The sequence below is a fragment of the Ruminococcus turbiniformis genome (assembly GCF_020687545.1).
Lineage (GTDB): Bacteria > Bacillota > Clostridia > Lachnospirales > Lachnospiraceae > Mediterraneibacter > Mediterraneibacter turbiniformis.
This window is the reverse complement of record NZ_JAJEQX010000024.1, coordinates 47,294-66,800: the sequence shown is the minus strand read 5'-3', so window position 1 is coordinate 66,800 and position 19,507 is coordinate 47,294. Positions and strand designations below refer to the sequence as shown.

The window sequence follows — 19,507 nt, the reverse complement described above, 5'->3', positions numbered from 1 at the left end:
TCCAGTCTGCCGCCTTGCTCGCACAGCCTCCGCTGTTCGAAAAATTTTCTCTTCAAAGAAATTTTCAAGGGTTGTTGTCTATTGTTCAGTTATCAAGGTTCCTGTCGTTCTTTTCAAGCGACAGCTTATTTATTATATCAAAGCTGTTTTCGTTTGTCAAGAACTTTTTTATTTTTCTTTGTTTTTTGCTGCCTCGCACGAGTCAGCTTAGATATAATACCATTTGCGCTTTCAATTGTCAACCTTTTTTTACAAGTTTTTCAACTTTTTCCTGAAAGCACCACATCTGGTATTTTTACATGATATTATCCACAATTTGACATATAATATACAAAAACTACTGGATATCCCAGTAGTTTTGCGAATAATATCAAACGGAGAAAGAGGGATTTGAACCCTCGCGCCGGTTTCCCGACCTACACCCTTAGCAGGGGCGCCTCTTCAGCCTCTTGAGTATTTCTCCAGATTCTGAATGCGACCGCGCATTATAAACGCAGCAATTATTCAGTTCTGCACTAATAGTGCGAAATTTATTATACTAAACACACCCCATAATGTCAACGGAAAATTTTAAAAAAACAAAAAGAAATTAGAATATTTTTTATATGTTTTCATTTATCATCGTCTGTATCCGTTCCTGCACCAGCTCCGCAATCTCCGTTGTCTTCATATCTTTATAATCTTCATATAAAAGCGGCTTCAGAAAATGCACCTGTACCGTCACCGGAGCTGCCGAATTCATATCAAACGGCTTAAACGAATCCACAAGGGCAACCGGTACGATCGGGCATTTCGATTTTGTTGCGCATTTAAAACTGCCTCCTTTAAACGTCCCGACACGGTTTCCGTTCTTCGATCTGGTCCCCTCTGCAAAGATCAGATAGTTTCTGCCCTTTTTCACCTCTTTGGTTACATTGATAATCACTTCCATCGCCTGACGGACGTCTTCCCGGTCAAGCATAAACGCCTTCATGCATGCAAAAATCTGTTTCAGAAAAGGAATATTGGCAATTTCCTTTTTAGCCACAACCGAAAACGGACGCGGGGATGCCTCTATCACAGCCAGCACGTCATAAAGCCCCTGATGATTCGGAAAGAACACGAATCCGTTCTGCTCCGGAATATTTTCAACCCCGTGTGCGTCTATATGCACGTTGCCGCCTTTGTTCGCATGCAGGTCAATCCAGCGAAGGAATTCATACATATCCTCCTCTGTATATTTATTAACGTGCGCTGCCCTGTAGCAAAGCCTGCACCACGCATAAGGAACGAGAAATATATTTCTGAACACCATTAGTAAAATCCGCTTCATTTTTCAGCATCCTCCATGCAGCAGTATTCTTTTGCGGCAGTTTCATACAGATTATTTCCTCTGCTGTCCGTCACGACGATCACCGGGAAGTTTTCAACAGTCAGTCTGCGGATAGCCTCTGTGCCGAGATCTTCATATGCCACTACTTCTGATGATGTGATGCATTTTGAGAGAAGCGCCCCCGCTCCCCCGACCGCAGCAAAATAAACCGCGCCGTTTCTCACAATCGCCTCTGTCACTTCAGCCGTCCGTTTACCCTTCCCAATCATAGCACGCATTCCAAGATCCAGCAGGCGCGGCGTGTACTTGTCCATTCTGCTCGAAGTCGTCGGCCCTGCCGAACCGATCGTCCTTCCTTCCCTGGCCGGGGAAGGACCCATATAGTAAATCACCTGCCCCTTCAGATCAACAGGAAGTTTCCCTCCCTTCTGAAGGATCTCATCCATTCTTTTATGCGCCGCATCTCTCGCCGTATAGATTGTCCCCGAGATGTAGACATAGTCTCCGGCGCTCAGCGATTGCGCAGTCTCCTTATCGATCGGTGCAGTAATGTGTCTGTCCATAACCTGTTTCCTTTCCAAATACTCAGCAGTAACCTGACAGCGAGCTGCCTGTACTGATTCAGATTGTTCTCACAATGTGCCGGTTCACATGACAGCAGATATTTACCGCCACCGGCAGGCCCGCAATATGCGTTGGATATGAATTAACATTTACTGCCAGCGCTGTCGTTGTGCCGCCCAGTCCGGCCGGGCCGATTCCCAGCATATTGATTTTCCGGAGAAGCTCTTCCTCCATTTCTTTTATATGAGGAACCGGAGAATGACTTCCTGCCTCTCTTAAAAGCGCCTCTTTCGCCATAAGCGCGCACTTTTCAAACGTACCCCCGATTCCGACACCGACGACAACCGGCGGACACGCATTCGGTCCCGCTTCTTTTACAGCTGTGATTACAGCATTTTTTACACCCTCTTCCCCTTCCGCGGGCTTGAGCATAAATACACGGCTCATATTTTCACTTCCGAACCCCTTCGGAGCCACCGTAATTTTCACCCTGTCTCCCGCAACAATCTTTTCATGAATCACCGCGGGGGTATTGTCCTTTGTATTCTCTCTGATCAGAGGATCCTTCACCACTGATTTTCTCAGATAGCCTTCCGTATATCCTCTGCGCACGCCCTCATTTACCGCTTCTTCCAGGCTTCCGCCCTCAAAATGGACATCCTGTCCGATCTCAAGAAACACAACTGCCATTCCCGTATCCTGGCAGATCGGGATCATCTCTTCCGCAGCGATAGACAGATTCTCTTCCAGCTGTTCGAGAATCTGTCTTCCAAGGGGAGATTTTTCATTTTTCTCAGCACATTTCATTGCCCCGCGCATATCTTCCGGCAGGAAATGCGCTGCTTTGATGCACATATCTTTTATATTTTCCGTAATTTCTTCTACCTGAACTGTCCGTATCATAATTCAATCTCTATCTTTCTGTTCGACCGATGGTACTGATGATATCTCACGCCGGCCGCATCCATCATCCTTTTGGACGCTTTCACACTGGGGGTGTCCGCATACTTGTCGCAGTCGTAGATCACTTCTCTGATCCCCGACTGTATAATTGCCTTCGCGCACTCGTTGCACGGAAAAAGCGAAACATAAAGCTTTGCACCGGCAAGGCTGCCTCCACTGTAATTCAGTATCGCATTCAGCTCACTGTGCGTTGAATATACATACTTCGTCTCCAGCGGGTCTTCTCCATCCCGCGCCCAGGGAAATTCATCATCGGAACAGCCGATCGGAAAACCGTTGTATCCCATCGACAGAATCTTATTATCCTGACTCACTATGCAGCAGCCCACCTGGGTATTCGGATCCTTCGATCTCATCCCCGAAAGCATTGCCACTCCCATAAAATATTCATCCCAGGACAGGTAATCCGTTCTTTTCTCCGACATCGGCCTCAGCTCCTTTATCCTTATATATTATATTTTCCCCGATTCCTGACATAATCCTGTCTCAGTCAGGAATCCGGATCATCCTATTTTGTACCAAATATACGGTCGCCCGCATCTCCGAGTCCCGGCACAATATAGCCGTGATCGTTCAGCTTCTCATCCAGAGCACCAATATAGATATCTACGTCCGGATGCTCCTCCTGCATGCGCTTCACACCCTCCGGTGCCGCAATAATACATAAGAAACGGATATGTTTCACGCCTTTTTCTTTCAACATTCTGATCGCTGCCACGCTGGATCCTCCTGTCGCCAGCATCGGATCCACAACAAACACTTCTCTGTCGCCGCAGTCTGCCGGGAGTTTGCAGTAATATTCTATCGGTTCGAGAGTCTCCGGATCCCGGTAAAGCCCGATATGTCCCACCTTGGCCGCCGGAATGAGAGACAGCATTCCGTCTACCATACCGAGTCCCGCCCTGAGAATCGGAACAATCGCAAGTTTCTTTCCGTCAAGCGTCTTCCCTGTCATCTCCGCAATCGGCGTCTGAATCCGCACATCACGCGTCTTCAGATCTCTCGTGGCTTCATAACACATAAGCTGCGCAATCTCGCCGATCACTTCCCGGAACTCTTTCGTGCCTACGTTCTCCTGTCTGATGTAGCTGATCTTATGTGCGATCAGCGGGTGGTCCATCACTGTAATTTTCCCTGTCATTTTTCCTCCTCCGCAAGTGAATCAAGTTTTTCTGCGAGCCTGGCAATCAGCCGGCTCAGTACCTCAAAACATTCTCCGTACGCAGACAGCGGTCCGCCGTACGGATTGGGAATCTCTCTCTCATCTCCGATAAATTCATTCAGAGTGTACACATTTCCTTCCCCGCCATACTCACCGAGAATTTTTTCTTTCTGAGCCGTATCCAGCGTGAGAATCAGCGCATCTTCCTGCATATTATCCGCTTCAAACTGGCGGGACACATGCCCTTCCAGCGTCATCTGTGCGCTCTTCATAATCGCCTCTACTTTCTGGTTGACAGGTTCCGGGAACAGAACGACCATACCTCTCGAGTGGATCACGTACTCCTGTTTCAGATCATAATGCCTTAACAGTTCCGCAGCCATGGGCCCTCTGGCAGCATCCGTACCGCTCACGAAAATGATACTCCGGTATTTCTGCTGCTTCACCACCGCCGACGCCGGAATCCGAAGATGGCCCGCGGCTTTCTCCAGACGGTTCATAATCGCTTTTCCAATTCCCTGCGCGGCAAACGATTCGCTGTATATCTCCTCTACGTCTTCATCGTCAAACTCACGCAGCACCCGGTACAGACCGTGCGCTATCGTCTTCTCGTTCTCCCGGGTTCCCACATTTTTTACTGTACCGTATTTATAGAAGGGAACCGTCTCGTTTGTCGCAATAATCCCGACTTTTTTCCCTTCCCTGTGCGCAGCATAGGCAAGCTGACGGATCGCCAGGATCTCCTCGCGGATATCCCCTTCTACAATCATCAGTTTCGCCTTCGGTGCGTAATGTCTGTACTTCATTCCCGGAGCTTTCGGCGCCTTGTCGCTCTCATCCCCGAGAAGCGTCTCATCCACGCTCACCGGCCCGATGACCTCCTCGAACATTTCCGAAGTGATTGCTCCCGGCCTCAGTATCATCGGAGGACTGACTGTCATATCAAGAATCGTAGATTCCAGACCGATATCTACGGTTCCGCCGTCAAGAATCATATCAATCCTGCCGTCAAGATCCTCTCTCACATGCTCTGCCGTCGTCGGACTCGGACGCCCCGATGTATTGGCACTGGGCGCCGACACGAAACCGCCCGCAGCACGGATCAGCGCCTGCGCAATCGGATCCACCGGCATCCGCACCGCCACTGTGTCGAGCCCTCCTGTTGTCCCGTATGGAACGATATCACTCTTCTCAAAAATCATCGTCAGAGGGCCCGGCCAGAAATGAGAGGCCAGAATATCTGTTTCCGCGGGAATATTTACCGCTATCTTTCTCAGGTCTTCATAATCCGCAATGTGTACAATCAGCGGATTGTCAGACGGACGCCCCTTTGCCTCATAAGTCTTTCTTGCCGCTTCCTCCTGCAGCGCATCGGCGCCGAGGCCATAGACAGTCTCTGTCGGGAATGCCACAAGGCACCCGTCCCGCAGAAGTTTCCCTGCTTCCTCTATTATGTTTTGATCTATTTTGTTTTTATCTATCTTTTTTATTTTTGTCTCCATGAATTTCATTATACCATTATTTAATGTAAAAAAAAACTCCTATTTACCGTTCAGCCAGAGCACCACTCCCGAGGCCACTGCCTCGGCCACTGTCCGCTGGTATTCTTCTTCAGCAAGCAGTTCTGCTTCCTCCGGGTTGCTTAAGAATCCGCACTCCGCGATAATCACCGGAACATCCGCATTTTTCAGTATATAATATGTGCTGTTTGCCTTCACTTCCCGCGCCTTCTTCGGGTCAATCTGATTGAGTTTCTCCTGTACTGCCCCGGCAGCTTCCTCCCCGGCTTCTGAACCTTCATAATAAAACACCTGCGCTCCCTTTACGCCCGCATCACTGTAACTGTTCTGATGAATACTGACCGCAAGATCCGGTTTTAGCGTATTCATGATGCTGACGCGTTCTTCCAGATCCGCCCGCTGTGTATCTGCAAGCCGGTCATCATCTTCCCTCGTGAGAACAACGTCAATATTTTCCTTTTTAAGAATCTCTTTTATTTGCAACGAAATTTTTAAATTTACTTCTTTTTCTTCAATTCCGTTCACTCCCTGCTTTCCGCAGTCCATGCCGCCGTGGCCCGGGTCCAGAACAACGAGCTGATCCGACATGCGCCCCGCTCTTCCCGACGTCTCGCTGGTCTTTTTCACTCCTTCCAAAAGCCGCTGCCCCGCGCTGTGGCATATCAGCATGACTGCTGCCAGAACTGCCATAAGCAGTATAACCCCCGCCTTCTTTTTCATAAGAAATCCTCCTTCCGCACATACAAAAATATATGCGAAAAGAGGATGTCCCTTTCATGATATTCACGGTTTAAAAATTATCACGGGGCGCTAATTCACATACTGAAGAATCAGATCCCACACGCTGGAATCTTCCATTCCAAGACTCCACTCAGCCACACCGGCAAGACCGTTCTCGCGGATCACCTTCAGCTTTTCTTCCAGAGACTGGTTATCTTCAAGCCAGATCTTATAGGTGCCTCCGTCCGCCTCCCATTCGGCGTAATTCTGTTTTGTCGTCTCGTCCCATTGTGCCTCGACTCCGGCGCTGCTCAGAACTTCCGCAGCGTCACTCATTCCATAAGCCCAGCTCTCGACGTTGTTCGGGTAAGACGCCGCTTCCGTCCCCGCCTCTTCTGCCAGCTCGGTCTCTGTTTTCGGCGTCTCAAGCCAGAGTCTCGTGAAGAACGGAATACCTCCGATCAGTTTCTCCGCCGGAACCGACTCCAGTGCCGTTGCAATACCGTCTTCCAGATATCCGATCGACGCCACAGACCCGGCTTCATAGGAACCGTCCGTATGCTCATCGTATCCCATAAGCACTACATAGTCCGCGACTTCACCCTGCTCCTGAATGTCATAGTGACTGTTGTAGGGCTGCGGCATATAATTATCCACAGAGAACACAAGTCCGTTCTGCCTGCATCTGACAGACAGCTCCCGTACAAACTGGATGTAGTGTTCACCGCACTCCTCGGAAATCAGCTCAAAGTCCAGATTGATTCCATCAATACCAGCCTGAAGGGCTTCCGCAATCACCTGGTTGATAACCCGGGTTCTCTTGGACGTATAGCTGAGCACTTCATATGTCTCATCGTAAGAGTTGATCCCCCCGTGGAAATCCCGCAGCACTGCCCACACTTCCAGATTGGACTGGTGTGCATAGTTGACATAATCCGCATCCGCCAGGGAACTGATATTTCCTTCAGTATCCGCGAGACTGAACCATGTGGGCGCAAGAGTTGTCAGCCCCTTTGTTCCTGCAATTGTCTCGAGAATATAGCTGTTGGCAGTCTCGTTTGTCACGTTATGCCATGCCATGTTGATCGTATAGTTTTTGGAAATGTTCGTGTACACCGGCTCCTCGAACTCCCTGGAAGTGGTCTCCACATTGATATCTCCAAGCGTGCTTGTCCGGACATAGCCGACGTATCCATCCTCCGTAGCAACCTGCATCCAGTCATCTTCATCCGCCAGGATGGTGACTTTGTCAGATTTTTCGACATCTGTAAGGATGGGGCTCTTCACACCTCCCAGATATCTGACTTCCGTATCTCTCTTAAGCTCGGCAGTCTGCTTTTCTCCCCACTCGGAAGTAATCACGGCCCGCGACGGATCATCGTACACCGTAAACTCCATGTTCGTATACTCCTGGATGAACGGAAGGGCTATATACGCTGTACTGCCTTCGGTTTTCAGTATCACATAATCCGCGCTCTTTGTCTCTGTTATGTCTGTATATTCACTGCTCCCCACTTCCACCGAAACATTTCCTTCCGGCAGAGTGTACAGCAGCAGATTCTCATTTGAATCCCAGTAAAATCGTTTGTTGATGTGGTCACGGACAACCGAATACTCAATATAGTACTGCCCGTCATATATCTTGCCCGGCGCAGGACTGTTCTGAGCCTCCGCCTGATCTGACGTATACGATACAGCATCAGACCTTCTGATAACTTCATTATCAATAATCACAGCAAGGTCATTGTCTTCTTCCAGCTCATAATATTGTTCCAGATCGGCTCTCTCATCAGACGGACCGTATCTCTGCCAGATCAGAAAACCTCCGACCGCCGCCATGATCAATATGATAAATATCAGCCAGCGTATCACTGTATTGCGCCGTCTTCTCCTTGCTCTGCTGCTTCTTTTCACCGGTCCTTGTCGGTACCGGCCCGAACTGCTTTCCGGTCTCTGGGCGTTTCTGTCCGGGCGTCTTCTGCGTGTACCATTTGACCCGGTCCGCGGCGAAGTCATGCCCTTTCTTCTTCTTTCGTCCATGCCGCACCTCCTATCCGGAATTATTATAACATATTTTCATTTTTCGTCATTAATAATTTCTCTTATTTGGAGGTTTTTAAACGATTCTCTGTCATACAGCCGCTTTTCAGCCAATTTTCATCCGGCAGTCAAGGGGTTGTTTCTGCCCGGCTGTATTCATTGATCTCTGTAAATCTGAGCGCTTCTATGTTGCCTTCCCGATTCATAACGTAATCGCGCATATAAGTTCCTTCCTCTTTTGTCATACAGGCTGTCACGATCTGCAGCGGACTGACCCGGTATCCGTTCAGGGAAATATCGATTCCCTTCCTCTCATAATCTTCGAGTTCCGCAAACATTTCCATGTACCCTGTTTCATCCATTTTCATCTTTCGTATACTCCTTTCTCTGCAGATTGCGATAAACAGTGCGTCCGCCCGTAGCCAAAGGAGATTCTCGTGACATACCATCGGACCGGCGGCGGAACAAAAGACAGCAGCATCTGCAGCGGGTTCCTATTCATCCTTTCCTGTATAGCGGGTAATCTGCCGGGAGCTCCGGCATCTGATCCAGAAATAACAGAAATGCAGCCTTCTTTCCTCCTTTCGCAGAAATTTATTTATCGGGAATACCATCTTTTGTAACTGCCATTATATGGGCGTCCGGTTCTGATTTCAATGTGTTTATTGTGCGTAACATAAGGGAATTTGTTGATAAGTGTTTCCGGTTTATCTTTACATCTTTCCTCTTTTTGTTTATACTAATGTTGAGAATATGTATCTAATTGTAATTGGTGTGCATATTATCTTATATATATAAGGATGTGATTTTATGAAAATAGAGAAACTTAATGAAAATCAGATTCGCTGTACACTGACCCACGCCGATCTGGCAGCGCGGCATCTAAAGCTCAGCGAACTGGCATATGGCACAGAAAAGGCAAAGTCCCTGTTCCGGGATATGATGCAGCAGGCTTCGTTTGACTTTGGTTTTGAGGCGGAAAATATTCCTCTCATGATCGAGGCCATTCCCGCTTCTTCTGATTCCATTGTTCTTATCATAACAAAAGTGGAAGATCCGGAAGAACTTGACACGCGCTTCTCAAAGTTTACCCCGTCCGCAGATCCGGAACCGTTCAGCACGGAGGCGCTGGAAAAACTCCAGGGCGCCGACGAGTTTCTGAATCTTCTGAACAAGGTAAAAGAAGCGGCAGCTGACACGAGAGTGCCTGAGACGACCAGCGGGACCGTTCCGTTTTCAGTCCGTCTTTTCTCATTTGAGACGCTGGACGATGTGATCCGGGCATCCCGTCTCGCAGCCGTTATATACAGCGGCGCCAACACGCTTTACAAGGACAGTGCAGGCGGAATGTTTCTGCTGGCTCTTGCCCCGTCGGAGCACTCTGATAATGAATTTAATAAGATCTGCAACATGCTCTCCGAATACGGATCACCGGAAAAGGCAGATGCCTCTGTACTTGCATTCCTCGAAGAGCACTGTGAGATTATTATATCTGCGGACGCAGTGCAGAAGTTATCCTCTCTGTAAACTGCAAAAGTCCGGCAAAAATTCCAAAGGACAGCAAAAAACCCCGGGATCCCGGGGTTTTTGCTTTTTCATACCTGCTTTCGTTCTATTTGCCTGCTGCCTTCATTGCAGCATTGATCTTCTCCACAAGAAGCGCGCTGTCGATCCCATGAACCATAGCAGCTTCCTCAAGAGTCTCCATCTGGGAAGCCGGGCATCCGAGGCAGTGCATTCCGATTTCCATCAGAATAGGCGCTGACTCCGGAAAGATGTTCAGAAGTTCGCCGATTTTTGTATCTTTAGAAACCTGTGCCATTTCTATTTCCTCCTTAATATATTGATATTTCTCAGTGGATTATATTATAATCCCTTGCAATTAAATTATCAACCGTGTTTTTCATTTTATACAGCTGGAAAGGAACTGTTTTTTCTGAATTTTCTGACACAGGATAGCCGTTCTTATGCTTTTTTGAATACTTAAAAGTCAATAACAAATCCGATTTTTTTCGACAATTTTACATTTTCATAACAACTCACCAAAACGTCCGTTCTTTTTTTCTTCCTGAGTAATTCACCAAAAACATATGTTTTCGTGTGGATAATGTGGATAACTCTGAAGAAAGGCTCACTTTTTCCACGTTTTTCGTTGATCTCAGTGTGGATAAGTTGAAAACTTCCTGATTTTCATTTTCGACGTTTTTTTACAAATCTAAACATTTTTGTGCATTTTGCTTATTTTCATGATTTTTATGTCGAAAGAACGGGAATCCTGGTTTCGTTTTGAAATCCGTTCTTCCCGTTCTCTGATGAATGACTTTTTCAGTTATAAAACTCGTCTTACTGCAATGATATTTGCGTATGTCGCACTGCAAATTCCGATTCCGTCAGCCTCGTTCATGGCGTTTACTATATTGCCGTCTCCCATGTACAAACCTACATGGCCATCGTAAAGAATCAGATCCCCCGGGGCCGCCTCCTCATAGCTCACGGCATAACCCGAATTCACCATATCATAGGTAGTTCTGGGAAGGCTGATCCCAAAATGCGCATACACTGACTGGACAAATCCGGAACAGTCAGCCCCGTCTGTCAGGCTTGTACCGCCCCACACGTAAGGATTTCCGATAAACTGGCAGGCATAATCAATCACGGCCTGTCCGCTTAAGGATGTACCGGCGGCAGACGTCTGTGACGCTTCTCCCTGTGTTCCGCCGCCCTCCGGCATATTCTGCGAACTCTGCTCCTTCTGTGCATTTTCTTCCGCAATTCTCTGCTCTTCCTCCTCTTTTGTCTCCCCATAAGAGTAGGAAGTTTCTTCTGTTACATAACTGCCGGATACCCATCCGTCCGTCTCCCCGACTTTAATCGGATACCACCCGTTTACCGGATCGCCTGTAACTTCATACTGACCGCCCTGGGTAACCTGCGTCAGTATATCAGACTGGGTCCCCTGGCCGTCTCTTACATTGAGCACGTCAGCCGTAACAGTGACTGTGTTCGTCTCATATTCTTCCGCTCTGGCCTCCGCCTCCGCACCTGTAATCAGTGTATCGGCAGGAACATAACCCTCAGCTGATCCTGACCGGATTTTTGTCCAGCCATCCAGATACTCCAGCACCTGAGCCGCCGAATCTCCGTAAAGTTTCCCGACCCAGCCGCTGTTCTCATCCGGGGCACTTCTGATATAAGTAAAATCTCCCGTATCAGAAAATGCCATATTCAAATACTCTCCCTCTTCTGTTGGCACCAGATAGAGATTAATATTGCTTTTTACATCTGTCTCATAGCACTGCTCCAGTACCGACTCAATCCCTGCTGCCTGCACAAACGGCTGTTCCTCTGCCTCCTCTGCAGCCGATGCGCGAAGCGCACTCCCCGGGATTATGATCAATCCTGCCACAGCAGAAATGATCATCTTTTGGCTTATGTGTGTTTTAATCATATAAAACCTCCCTGCTGTTGTTGTGTTTATCTTTTGTAGGAAGTTCTAAATGTTACACATTTGTTAATTTTGTTACGCTGATATTATATCAATACAGCTATGCTGTGTCAACTCATTTTCCCTTGTTTTCATTGACACTCATCGACATGCAATATCTTTTTACCGTGAATTTTTAATTATTTTGTAACATTTTAGAAGAATTATTCTTTCATATTTAATTGTTTATAAAAAGGTTATAATTAAATGAACAGTTTTTTTAAATACCTGTTGACAAACGCGGGATAATGTATTATATTCTAATTACAGTAATCATTATTATTATTATTTTAATAACGGTTCTCATTTAGAAATGAAAGGGGAGATTCCCATTGACAGCTTTAAAGTACAGTCGGCAACGAGAATCCATCAAACATTACCTGATGACAACCGATAAGCACCCTACCGCTGATCAAGTTTATATGCATGTGAAGCAGGAATTTCCCAATATCAGTCTCGGCACTGTGTACAGAAACCTGAATCTTCTCACAGATATCGGAGAGGCGGTTAAAATCTCCACTCCCGACGGAGGGGACAGATTTGATGGAAGGCTCGAACCGCACAATCATTTTCTCTGCACAAAGTGCGGACGATTACTGGATCTGGAGCTGGATATGAAAAGCATCGAGGAAGTCAACCGTCTCGCGGCGGAAAACTTCGACGGGCGCATCACATCAAGTTCTACACTGTTTTATGGTGAATGCAGTGACTGCATTAAAAAGTCATAACAATATTATTCAAAAAAAGGAGACAGGCATTATGAAAAAATGGATTTGTACAGTATGTGGTTATGTTTATGAAGGAGACGCTGCACCGGCTGAATGTCCGGTATGCCATGCACCGGCTGAGAAATTCCAGGAGCAGGCAGGCGACAGAACATGGGCTGCTGAGCACGTTGTAGGTGTTGCTCAGGGCGTAAGCGAGGACATCCTTGCTGACTTAAGAGCAAACTTTGAAGGCGAGTGCACTGAGGTTGGTATGTATCTTGCAATGGCAAGAGTTGCTCACAGAGAGGGATATCCGGAGATCGGCCTGTACTGGGAGAAAGCAGCTTACGAAGAGGCAGAGCACGCAGCAAAATTCGCTGAACTGCTCGGCGAGGTTGTTACAGACAGCACAAAGAAAAACCTTGAGATGCGTGTAGAGGCTGAGAACGGCGCTACAGCAGGCAAGTTCGATCTGGCAAAACGTGCGAAAGCAGCTAACCTTGACGCTATCCACGATACAGTTCATGAGATGGCAAGAGACGAGGCTCGTCACGGAAAAGCTTTCGAGGGTCTTCTGAAGAGATACTTCGGCTAATCAGATCCACTTTGTGTAAATCTTAATATTGACCAGGAAACAAAATGTCGTCTTTAAGAATTTAATAAGATTCATCGAAGGCGACATTTTTCAAATAAAAAATACGGAGGAAGAATCATGTCCAAATATGCAGGCACAAAAACAGAACAGAACCTGATCGAGGCATTTTCAGGCGAATCACAGGCACGCAACAAATATACATACTACGCATCTGCCGCAAGAAAGGCAGGATTTGTACAGATGGCCAACATCTTTGAGGAAACTGCAAATCAGGAGAAAGAGCACGCGAAAATGTGGTTCAAAGAATTCCATGGTATCGGAACCGTAGAAGAGAACCTGGCAGACGCAGCTGCAGGCGAAAACTACGAGTGGACCGATATGTACAAACGCATGGCTGAGGAAGCCGAGGCTGAGGGATTCCCGGAGCTCGCGGCAAAATTCCGCGGCGTAGGAAAAGTTGAAGCCGCTCACGAAAAACGCTACCAGAGACTTCTCGATCACTACCGCGAGGGCAAGACCTTCAAGGACGAGGCTCCTCTCGGATGGAAATGCGGAAACTGCGGATACATCTACGAAGGAGAAGAAGCGCCGGAAGTATGCCCGGTATGCGCGCATCCGAAGGCTTACTTTGAGAGAAAAGCCGAGAATTACTAAAAACTGAAAATCACCGTGAATTATCAGGTATACGAAAAGCTGTCTCTTTGCGAGGCAGCTTTTTATTGGCTTTGGCGGCCGCTTACAGTCCCGGAATGTTCCCCCGGATACTTCCTGTGAGTTCATCCCCGATTATTTTCAGTTTCTCCGCACGGTTCATATGTTTAATCTCCCACTCCCGGCGCATGGCTTCCTCTTTTGTGCGAAATTCTTCATAATATGCCAGAACTACCGGGCGGCGTGATTTTGTATATTTTGCTCCCCTTCCCTCGTTGTGGGCTCTGACTCTCTTTTCCAGATCATTTGTCCAGCCGGTATAGAGGGAACCGTCGCTGCATCTGAGAATATATGTATAATTCATGGGCACTCCTTTTCATCTGCATGTATTGTAATCCATTCCGTCCGTTTTTTCAACAAAAGCCGCCTGTCCGGGGCCGCATAGACCGCAAAAAAGCCTTTTTAAAAAGCCTCTTTGCCCTGCAAGCCGGCGCCCGCAGTTCAAAAAGGCTTTTCCCGTCGTCTGAAGCTGGCTACTCCATAAACCACTCCATAAACTATTCCATAAAATTCATCGGATCAACCGGCTCTCCGTCTTTGAGCACCTGGAAGTAGAGGTTGGTCCCTTCGACGCTGTAATACTTTGTCGGTTCACTTAGTGTTCCAAGACTCTCTCCGGCGCCGACATAGTCGCCGACCGCCACCGGAACATCCGCAAGCTGTCCGTAAACCGCGCTGTATCCGTTCCCCATATCGAGGGTTACCGTCATTCCGGTCTGCGCCGTCTCCTCGATATTCGTCACGATTCCCGCAGCAGACGCGCCGATTGTCTCACCGGCTTCCCCGGCGATAATCATGGCAGGATTATAGCTGTACTGCTCAAGTGTCTGGAAGAATACGGTCTCATCCATACTGTATCCCATAATAACCGCCCCGCTGGCCGGCCATGTGAGCGTACTTTCCTCGCTGAACCACACACCCGATGTATCTTCTGCCGAGGCTGCGGAACCGTCTTCCGCCCCCTCCCCACCTGCATACGCATTCTCCTGTGTTTCCTCCTCTGTACTCTGTGCCGTCATGTCCTGCTGCCCATCCGATGTATCTTCATCCCCTGCGGTCTCCCCGCTGAGTCCTTCTTCGGACTCCGGAAGGAGAATATCGTCTGTCGTAGTCTCTTCTGATTCATCCTCTGTAAGCATTTCTTCCTGCTCATCGGCTTTTGCAAGCTGTGCATCAAGATCTGCCTGATAATTGCTGAATGTGTATATACCCGCCAGAGCGATTACAGCCACAAAACAGATCACGATTCCCACTGCAGCACCTTTCTTTTTCAGCGAGGAAGTTCTTTCATCCTTATTCATTATCATCACCTCTGGCTATATTTTTGCCAGGAAATGACCGTATTATTCTGTGCGCACTCAAATTTCCTTTCAAAACAGACCTGTTTCCTGAATATCCGTTCGCATTTCGGTTCCCTCAAAAAAGAAGGCAAGAATTTCCTCAAATGCCGATCCCTCCTCTGCCATCTTTTCAGCAGTCCACAAACTCATTCCGAGACCATGTCCGTTTCCGGTTGTCGTAACTGTCACTGTTCCTGTGTCTTCTGCAGCGGCACTGACAGAAAACGCACTGGACGGGAGGGAAAGCGCATCCCGGAACTGGTCTCCCGTACATGTCGTATTTCCGATTTTCAATTCACTTACATACCCTGCACTGTCGCAGGATACAATCTCAAAATCATCCGGCGTATAGCCCTGCTGCGCCTCCTCGCCGCTGTCTTCCGCCACAAGGAAATCCCTGCACAGCTTTTGGATCTCTTTGCAGGTAAACTCGAATACCTGAATCTCATTCTCCGCCTCCTTGTCAAGCGGACACTCTCTGACAGCAATATACGGATATTCTTCCGTCCCCATGACTTCCGCCGCGCTTCTCGTCATACCGCAGCTTGACTGGTGAAACGGCGTCCATGCATAACTATCCTGATACATGAGAACCGTATCGTCTGTCTGTTCCACTGCCCGGATATATTTCTCATAGTTTTCCTTAAACCTGTCCGAATTCCACTGTTCCTGAAGCTCAGACTGGGAAAGGTAATCTTCTGTCAGAACAGAATCTCCGGACTCTGCTGCGCTCCTGTAAATCTGAGTACGGACAAGAACTGCCTGGGCCTTCATCGCCTCCAGCTCATAATCCGGTGGAATTTCCCTTGCAAGAATCCCGGCGAGATATTCCGTCCATTCCACCTCCCGGATTCCGTCCGCTTCCTCTTCCTCCGGAACTTTCACCCTGACATAAAAAGGATCCCCGCTCTCTTTTCCCGCGGGATCCACTCCGTTTACAAATACTGACACAATATAGGGAAGAAGAATCAGAATAATCAGAAACGCTGAAAATGATTTTAATTTCTGTTCAATTGCATACCGGTTCATAAAAAAACAGCCCTCCATATTTCAGTATATGAAGGGCTGCTGTATGTCAGACCTGCGCGCTGTCAGGACTCATTCTCTTCCGTGGTCTGTGCCGTTGTTTCCGCAGAAGGTTCTGCTTCTCTGAGCGACGGCTCTGCCGGCGCCTGTACCGGTGTCTCCTCAGCCCGCTCTGCTGCCGGATGTACCGGTGATACCGGAGGAACCGGAGAAACCGGCGGAGCGCCTGTGATACAAGGCTCCATCCCGGGATTAAACGGCTTGTTCCTCATCACAAACAGGCAGATCGCCTCATATAAAGGCACAACAGAGGAAAGCACCGCATGCACAATCGCCATATTTCTTGTAGTAAACCGTTCAAAAATCTGAATGTCCACCATAATCTGAAGCACCGTGTATCCCGCCATGTATATTATGCTTATCAGAGTCAGAGCAATACACAGGACAATTAAAATCATAACTCCCGAAATCACGCCTCCCACTCTTCCAACCGCAATCATGATACTTACCGCCAGAATCATAATTACGGCAAAGATTCCCGTAACCGCAGCATACACAATCGGCAGAACAAGCTTCCAGATCCCCGGGCGGCGGATTCTTTTGCTCTTTAATGCAATCACTCCGGCAAGCTCGCCGTGAAAATAGTCCCGGGCAAACGGAATGAACGCAAGCCACGGATGTTCTTTTCCCATCCGTTTTCCGATCGTATAAAGAGCGACTGACGAAACAGCGTAGCTTACCAGCGCAAAAAGAATTGCTATCGTCAGCACAAGCAGATAGATCGGTACAATCACATCAAGAACCGGGTCATCATGATAATAGTAGGATGACGGATAGTCATATTCGTAACTGTAATTATAAACAAAATCCATAAGAAACTGCCTCCTATTCGTCCTCTCCGGACGGGACCTCTACTTTCTCAAGCTTCCATATATCATTTACATATTCTTCGATCGTTCTGTCGGAAGAGAACTTGCCGCTGCACGCAGTCTGCATCATCGCCATTCTCGACCATCTCTGCTGGTCTCTGTATGCCTCCTCCACTCTCTTCTGAGCGTCCGCATAGGAACGGAAATCTTTCAATATGAAATACATATCCGCCCTGTCCGTACTCTGCGTGTTAAGCAGGGAGTTATAGAGGTTTTTGTACATATTATGGTCGCCATGCGAGTAAGTGCCGTCCATAAGCTGGTCAACCACGCGCTTTAACTCCCAGTCATTGAAGTAGATATCCTGAGGATGGTATCCTCCGTTCTTTTCGTAATTAATAACTTCCTCTGAACTCAGTCCGAAGATAAACGCGTTCTCCGCGCCCACTTCCTGTACGATCTCCACGTTCGCGCCGTCCATTGTTCCAAGTGTCGGAGCTCCGTTTAACATGAACTTCATGTTTCCCGTGCCTGATGCCTCTTTGGACGCTGTGGAAATCTGCTCGCTGACATCTGCGGCCGCGAAAATGATCTCCGCATTTGACACGCGGTAATCCTCGATGAAGACAACTTTCAGTTTGCCGTTGATGCTTCTGTCGTTGTTCACCACATCTGCCACAGAGTTGATCAGCTTGATCGTCTCCTTTGCTCTGAGATACCCTGCTGCCGCCTTTGCTCCGAAGATAAATGTCCGCGGATAGAATGTCATCTCCGGGTGTTCCTTGATCTGGTTGTACAGATACATGATATGCAGGATGTTGAGGAACTGACGCTTGTACTCGTGCAGACGTTTTACCTGAACATCAAAGATCGATCTCGGATCAACATCGATTCCGTTATGCTCTTTAATATATTTTGCAAGGCGGACCTTGTTTTTATACTTGATCTCCATAAACTCGCGGCGCGCGTTCTCGTCTTCCACAAAGGGTTTAAGCTTCGCAATCTGGGAAAGATCCGTGATCCACCCGTCGCCGATCTTGTCTGTGATCCAGTCTGCAAGGAGCGGGTTGCCGTGAGCGAGGAATCTTCTCTGTGTGATACCGTTTGTCTTGTTGTTGAATTTCTCCGGCATCATCTCGTAAAAATCCTTAAGTTCCTGATGCTTCAGGATCTCTGTATGGAGCTTCGCCACGCCGTTCACGGAAAATCCGGCAATAATCGCCATGTTCGCCATGCGCACCTGGCCGTCCATGAGGATCGCCATCTTCTTGACTTTCTCCTCATTGCCCGGGTACATCTCACGTACTTTGATGACAAATCTTCTGTCAATCTCCTGCACGATCTGGTAAATACGCGGAAGGAGGCGGGAGAACAGGTCAATCGGCCATTTCTCAAGTGCTTCCGCCATGATTGTGTGGTTTGTGTACGCACATGTCTTCGTAGTCACATCCCACGCCTCTTCCCAGTTTAATCCTTCCTCATCGATAAGAAGACGCATCAGCTCCGGCACGGCAACTGTCGGGTGCGTATCGTTCATCTGGATTACAACTTTTTCATACAGCTTGCGCACATCGCTGTGTTTCTTCTTATACTTCGCGATCAGTGCCTGAAGGCTTGCGGAAATGAAGAAATACTGCTGTTTCAGACGGAGTTCTTTTCCGGAATAGTGGTTGTCATTCGGATAGAGCACATCTACGATCAGCTTCGCCAGGTTTTCCTGCTCCACTGCCTTGTGGTAGTTTCCTCTGTCGAACTCATCCAGCTTAAAGTCTGTGATCGCCTTTGCATCCCATACACGCAGCGTATTTACCACGTGGTTTCCATAGCCGACGATCGGCATGTCATACGGAATCGCAAGAACGGACTCATAGTTTTCCTGGATAAATTTGTCTTTTCCCGTCACCGGATCTTTCTCAAAACGGATATTTCCGCCGAAACGCACTTCCTTTGCGTACTCTTCCCTGCGAAGCTCAAACGGGTTGCCCTCTTTGAGCCAGTTGTCCGGCACTTCAACCTGATAGCCGTCCCGGATCTCCTGCTTGAACATTCCGTAGCGGTAGCGGATTCCGCATCCGTACGCCGGATAATTGAGCGTAGCCAGTGAATCGAGGAAACATGCTGCCAGACGTCCCAGACCGCCGTTTCCAAGAGCCGCATCCGGCTCCTGGTCTTCGATCACGTTCAGGTCAATGCCCATCTCATCCAGGGCTTCCTTCACGTCTTTATATACTGTCATATTGATCAGGTTGTTTCCGAGAGCACGGCCCATGAGAAACTCCATTGACATATAGTACACTGTCTTTGCGTCCGCTTCGTCATACGCCTTCTGTGTTGCAAACCAGTCGTCAAAAATAACATCTTTCACTGCGTAGGACACTGCCTGAAAAAGCTGCTGAGGATTCGCCTCTTCGATCGTCTTTCTGTACAGGTTTCTGATATTGTCCTTTACTGTCTGCTTAAACGTCTCTTTCTCAAATCTTTTGCTGAACATAAC

21 protein-coding genes and 1 tRNA gene are annotated in these 19,507 nt (G+C 48.0%); 5 read left to right on the top strand and 17 right to left on the bottom strand.

Annotation, left to right across the window (positions count from 1 at the left end; all coding sequences use genetic code 11):
• Positions 1-211, top strand: a 211-nt coding sequence (locus LKD70_RS12940) for a hypothetical protein (protein WP_227708383.1), incomplete at its 5' end; no start/stop codon positions are given.
• Positions 212-375: 164 nt separating this feature from the next.
• On the opposite strand, the gene LKD70_RS12935 is transcribed toward LKD70_RS12940, so the two are convergent.
• The 10 genes from LKD70_RS12935 to LKD70_RS12890 all read right to left on the bottom strand — a co-directional run bounded on the left by LKD70_RS12935 (position 376) and on the right by LKD70_RS12890 (position 8,649).
• Positions 376-463, bottom strand: a tRNA-Ser gene (locus LKD70_RS12935).
• 138 nt (positions 464-601) lie between these two features.
• On the bottom strand, positions 602-1,312 hold the full coding sequence (locus LKD70_RS12930) for a lysophospholipid acyltransferase family protein (RefSeq protein ID WP_227708382.1): 711 nt from the start codon (positions 1,310-1,312) through the stop codon (positions 602-604).
• Positions 1,309-1,875, bottom strand: a complete 567-nt coding sequence (locus tag LKD70_RS12925) for a Fe-S-containing hydro-lyase (protein ID WP_227708381.1) — start codon at positions 1,873-1,875, stop codon at positions 1,309-1,311. The genes LKD70_RS12930 and LKD70_RS12925 overlap by 4 nt, the downstream gene beginning before the upstream one ends.
• A 58-nt stretch (positions 1,876-1,933) precedes the next feature.
• Positions 1,934-2,779 (bottom strand): fumarate hydratase, encoded by an 846-nt coding sequence (locus tag LKD70_RS12920; RefSeq protein ID WP_227708380.1) that lies wholly within the window; start codon positions 2,777-2,779, stop codon positions 1,934-1,936.
• On the bottom strand, positions 2,776-3,264 hold the full coding sequence (locus LKD70_RS12915) for a deoxycytidylate deaminase (RefSeq protein WP_227708379.1): 489 nt from the start codon (positions 3,262-3,264) through the stop codon (positions 2,776-2,778). The genes LKD70_RS12920 and LKD70_RS12915 overlap by 4 nt, the downstream gene beginning before the upstream one ends.
• Positions 3,265-3,347: 83 nt before the next feature.
• Entirely contained in the window at positions 3,348-3,980 is a 633-nt protein-coding gene (upp, locus tag LKD70_RS12910) for a uracil phosphoribosyltransferase (RefSeq protein WP_227708378.1), read from the bottom strand.
• Positions 3,977-5,503 carry an L-threonylcarbamoyladenylate synthase gene (locus tag LKD70_RS12905; protein ID WP_227708377.1) on the bottom strand — a complete coding sequence of 509 codons (1,527 nt, stop codon included), beginning with the start codon at positions 5,501-5,503 and terminating at the stop codon, positions 3,977-3,979. The genes upp and LKD70_RS12905 overlap by 4 nt, the downstream gene beginning before the upstream one ends.
• A gap of 39 nt (positions 5,504-5,542) precedes the next feature.
• Positions 5,543-6,241: an N-acetylmuramoyl-L-alanine amidase family protein gene (locus tag LKD70_RS12900; protein WP_227708376.1), complete on the bottom strand. Its 699-nt coding sequence runs from the start codon at positions 6,239-6,241 to the stop codon at positions 5,543-5,545.
• A gap of 90 nt (positions 6,242-6,331) precedes the next feature.
• On the bottom strand, positions 6,332-8,281 hold the full coding sequence (locus LKD70_RS12895; protein ID WP_227708375.1) for a glycosyl hydrolase family 18 protein: 1,950 nt from the start codon (positions 8,279-8,281) through the stop codon (positions 6,332-6,334).
• Between the two features lie 128 nt (positions 8,282-8,409).
• Positions 8,410-8,649, bottom strand: a complete 240-nt coding sequence (locus LKD70_RS12890) for a hypothetical protein (protein ID WP_227708374.1) — start codon at positions 8,647-8,649, stop codon at positions 8,410-8,412.
• Between the two features lie 442 nt (positions 8,650-9,091).
• Between LKD70_RS12890 and LKD70_RS12885 the strand changes: the two genes are divergently transcribed.
• On the top strand, positions 9,092-9,808 hold the full coding sequence (locus LKD70_RS12885) for an adaptor protein MecA (protein WP_227708373.1): 717 nt from the start codon (positions 9,092-9,094) through the stop codon (positions 9,806-9,808).
• 85 nt (positions 9,809-9,893) lie between these two features.
• Here the strand turns inward: LKD70_RS12885 and LKD70_RS12880 are convergent, their stop codons facing one another.
• The gene (locus LKD70_RS12880; RefSeq protein WP_227708372.1) at positions 9,894-10,103 is read right to left on the bottom strand and encodes a DUF1858 domain-containing protein; all 210 of its coding nucleotides are present in this window, start codon (positions 10,101-10,103) and stop codon (positions 9,894-9,896) included.
• Positions 10,104-10,610: 507 nt separating this feature from the next.
• On the bottom strand, positions 10,611-11,729 hold the full coding sequence (locus LKD70_RS12875; protein WP_227708371.1) for a C40 family peptidase: 1,119 nt from the start codon (positions 11,727-11,729) through the stop codon (positions 10,611-10,613).
• 368 nt (positions 11,730-12,097) lie between these two features.
• On the opposite strand from LKD70_RS12875, the gene LKD70_RS12870 reads away from it, so the two are divergent.
• From LKD70_RS12870 to rbr, 3 genes are all read left to right on the top strand, one after another.
• Entirely contained in the window at positions 12,098-12,493 is a 396-nt protein-coding gene (locus tag LKD70_RS12870) for a Fur family transcriptional regulator (protein ID WP_227708370.1), read from the top strand.
• A 31-nt stretch (positions 12,494-12,524) separates the two neighbouring features.
• Positions 12,525-13,067, top strand: a complete 543-nt coding sequence (locus tag LKD70_RS12865; RefSeq protein WP_227708369.1) for an NADH peroxidase — start codon at positions 12,525-12,527, stop codon at positions 13,065-13,067.
• Between the two features lie 117 nt (positions 13,068-13,184).
• A complete protein-coding gene (rbr, locus tag LKD70_RS12860; protein WP_227708368.1) occupies positions 13,185-13,721 on the top strand; it encodes a rubrerythrin in 537 nt (178 codons plus the stop codon).
• A gap of 82 nt (positions 13,722-13,803) precedes the next feature.
• Here the strand turns inward: rbr and LKD70_RS12855 are convergent, their stop codons facing one another.
• From LKD70_RS12855 to LKD70_RS12835, 5 genes are all read right to left on the bottom strand, one after another.
• The gene (locus LKD70_RS12855; protein ID WP_227708367.1) at positions 13,804-14,082 is read right to left on the bottom strand and encodes a GIY-YIG nuclease family protein; all 279 of its coding nucleotides are present in this window, start codon (positions 14,080-14,082) and stop codon (positions 13,804-13,806) included.
• 193 nt (positions 14,083-14,275) lie between these two features.
• The gene (locus tag LKD70_RS12850) at positions 14,276-15,079 is read right to left on the bottom strand and encodes a M23 family metallopeptidase (RefSeq protein ID WP_227708366.1); all 804 of its coding nucleotides are present in this window, start codon (positions 15,077-15,079) and stop codon (positions 14,276-14,278) included.
• Positions 15,080-15,148: 69 nt separating this feature from the next.
• Positions 15,149-16,147 carry a SpoIID/LytB domain-containing protein gene (locus LKD70_RS12845; protein WP_227708365.1) on the bottom strand — a complete coding sequence of 333 codons (999 nt, stop codon included), beginning with the start codon at positions 16,145-16,147 and terminating at the stop codon, positions 15,149-15,151.
• A gap of 62 nt (positions 16,148-16,209) precedes the next feature.
• Positions 16,210-17,016: a hypothetical protein gene (locus tag LKD70_RS12840; RefSeq protein ID WP_227708364.1), complete on the bottom strand. Its 807-nt coding sequence runs from the start codon at positions 17,014-17,016 to the stop codon at positions 16,210-16,212.
• Positions 17,017-17,029: 13 nt separating this feature from the next.
• Positions 17,030-19,504, bottom strand: a complete 2,475-nt coding sequence (locus LKD70_RS12835; RefSeq protein ID WP_227708363.1) for a glycogen/starch/alpha-glucan phosphorylase — start codon at positions 19,502-19,504, stop codon at positions 17,030-17,032.
• Positions 19,505-19,507: the final 3 nt, after the last annotated feature.